The following is a 2,919-nucleotide window of genomic DNA, read 5'->3' as shown; positions in this document are numbered from 1 at the left end:
GACGACGTAGAGCGCCAGGCTCTGCAATTCGAGCCCGAGATAGAGGGAGATCAGGTCGCTCGCCGAGATCATGAGCATCATGCCCAGGGTCGCGAACACGATCAGCACCGGGAACTCGAAGCGCTCGATCTCCTCCTGCCGGTTGTATTCGAGCGACATCACGATCCCGAGCGCAGCGCCGAGAAGCACGAAGAGCTTCATGAAGCCGCCGAAAGCGTCGGCGACGAAAAGACCCGACAGCCCCATCGTGCGTGCCGCCGGCGCCATCGACACCATGAGGGCGGTGACGGCCAGCGCCGCGATCGCGAGCAAGGAGACCTGACGCGGCGAGCGATCACCGACGATGACGCCGTAGAGCAGCAGGGCGAGGCCGCAGGCGGCCAGGAACAATTCGGGCTGCGCGGGACCGAGATTCAGGGGGGCGGGGTTCATCGGCGCTCAGTCTGCAAGAGATGCGAGCCGGCGCGCCGGCCCTTGGGGTGTCGACAGCTCGGCCTGCTTGTAGCGTGCGACGAGTTGATCGACCGAAGTCGCGAAGACGTCGAGCACGGGTTTCGGGTAGATCCCCATCCCCAGCACCACGACCACCAGCGGCGCGAACACCGCGATCTCGCGCCGCGAGAGATCGAGCATCGACTTCAAATCCTCTCGCGTGATCTTTCCGAAGATCACGCGACGATAGAGATAGAGCATGTAGGCCGCCCCGAGGATGACGCCGAGCGATGCGAGCGCCGCCGCCCAGGTGTTGGACTGGAACGTGCCGGTCAGCACGAGGAATTCGCCGACGAAGCCACTCGTCCCCGGCAATCCGACCGAGGCCATGGTGAACAGCATGAAGACGGCGGCGTAGCGCGGCATGCGCTCGACGAGGCCGCCATAGCGCGCGATCTCGCGCGTATGCAGCCGGTCGTAGACGACGCCCACGCAGAGGAACAATGCACCCGACACGACGCCGTGACTCAGCATTTGGAAGATCGCGCCATCGATGCCCTGGCGCGTCCCGGTGAAAATGCCCAGCGTGACGAAGCCCATATGCGCGACCGACGAATACGCGATGAGCTTCTTCATGTCCTCCTGCACCAGCGCCACCAGCGAGGTGTAGATCACCGCGATGATCGAAAGCGTGTAGACCAGCGGCGTGAAGGCGATCGACGCCTCCGGCATCATCGGGATCGAGAAGCGCAGGAAGCCGTAGCCGCCCATCTTCAACAGGACGCCGGCGAGGATCACGGAACCGGCGGTCGGCGCCTCGACATGCGCGTCGGGCAGCCAGGTGTGAACGGGCCACATCGGCACCTTCACCGCGAAGGACGCGAAGAAGGCGAGCCAGAGCCACTTCTGCGCCTCGACCGAGAAGCCGTAGCCGATCAGCTTGGTGATGTCCGTCGTTCCGGCGGTGCCGTACATGTACAGCAGCGCCACCAGCATCAGCACCGATCCGGCGAGCGTGTAGAGGAAGAACTTGAACGCCGAGTACACGCGCCGGGCGCCGCCCCACACGCCGATGATGAGGAACATCGGGATCAGGACGGCCTCGAAGAAGATGTAGAACAGCACCATGTCGAGGGCGCAAAACATGCCGACCATCATCGTCTCGAGGATGAGGAAGGCGACCATGTACTCCTTCACCCGATGCTCGACCGATTCCCAGGAAGCGACGATGCAGAGCGGCATCAGGAAGGTCGACAGCAGGACGAACAGCACGGAAATGCCGTCGACGCCCATGTGGTAGGTGACGGCAGTCCCGGGGAACCAGGCGGCGCGCTCGACGAACTGGAACGCGGCCGAGCTGCGGTCGAAGTCGAACCAAAGGACCAGCGACACCAGGAAGGTCGCCAGCGTCGTCCACAGCGCGACCCAGCGGGCATTGCGCGCCACCGTCTCGTCGTCACCCCGGACCAAGAGGATGAAGCCCGCCCCGACAAGCGGCAGGAAGGTGACCAGGCTGAGGATCGGCCAGTTGCTCATGACGCTTCCCTCACCGGCTCACGAGATACCAAGTGGCCAGCGCGACGACACCGATGAGCATCGCGAAGGCGTAGTGATAGACGTATCCGGTCTGGACGGCGCTCATGCGGCGCGCCGTCGTGAGCGTATTGGCCGCCAGCGCATCCGGCCCAAGGCCATCGATCACCGCGACGTCGCCCTTCTTCCAGAGCCCGTGACCGAGCTTGAAGGACGGCCGGACGAACAAGGCGTCGTAGAGCTCGTCGAACCACCACTTGTTGAGCAGGAAGCGATAGAGCCCCTGGAAGCGCGTGGCCAGCTCGGCCGGCAGTTGCGGGTTGCGGATGTACAGGCCGTACGACATGCCGATGCCCATCACGCTCGCGACCAGTGGCAGGACCTTCACCCAGACCGGCACGTGATGCGCGTGCTCGACCGAATCGTTCTCGGCCAGGACCTTGATGGCGGCGCCCCAAAACTCGGCCCGGTGGTGACCGACGAAGTACTCGTAACCCGCCACGCCGGCGAAGATCGCGCCGAATGCCAGGACGTAGAGGGGAATGAGCATTACCGCCGGCGACTCATGCGCATGATCGTAGGTGTGATGGTCGGCGCGCGTATGGCCGCTGAAGGTCATGAACAACAGGCGCCAGGAATAGAAAGCGGTCATTCCCGCCGCCGCGATGCCGAGCCAGAAGGCGAAAGCGCCGGGGCCGGAATGGGCGGCGAACGCGCTCTCGAGGATGATGTCCTTCGAGTAGAAGCCGGCGAAGCCGAACACGAACGGGATGCCGATGCCCGCGAGCGCAAGGCTGCCGATTAGCATCAGCCAATAGGTGATGCGGATCTTGGGGCCGAGCCCGCCCATGCGGCGCATGTCCTGCTCGCCCGAGAGCGCGTGGATCACCGAGCCCGAGCCGAGGAACAGCAGCGCCTTGAAGAAGGCATGCGTCATGAGATGGAAGATCGCCG

General features: G+C 64.4%; 2 protein-coding genes and 1 pseudogene. All 3 read right to left on the bottom strand.

Translation table 11 applies throughout. From position 1 onward, the window contains the following. Window positions 1-432, bottom strand: a pseudogene (locus IT540_RS18640) (NADH-quinone oxidoreductase subunit N); the annotation flags it as partial. A 6-nt stretch (window positions 433-438) separates the two neighbouring features. After that, window positions 439-1,968, bottom strand: coding sequence for an NADH-quinone oxidoreductase subunit M (locus IT540_RS18635; RefSeq protein WP_291181242.1), 1,530 nt, complete (start codon window positions 1,966-1,968; stop codon window positions 439-441). Between the two features lie 10 nt (window positions 1,969-1,978). Beyond that, window positions 1,979-2,919, bottom strand: a 941-nt coding sequence (locus IT540_RS18630; protein ID WP_291181240.1) for a proton-conducting transporter membrane subunit, incomplete at its 5' end; no start/stop codon positions are given.

The sequence above is a fragment of the Hyphomicrobium sp. genome, assembly GCF_020852195.1.
Taxonomy (GTDB): Bacteria; Pseudomonadota; Alphaproteobacteria; order Rhizobiales; family Hyphomicrobiaceae; genus Hyphomicrobium_C.
The sequence above is the reverse complement of the archived record's forward strand: the minus strand, read 5'-3'. Positions and strand labels throughout refer to the sequence as shown.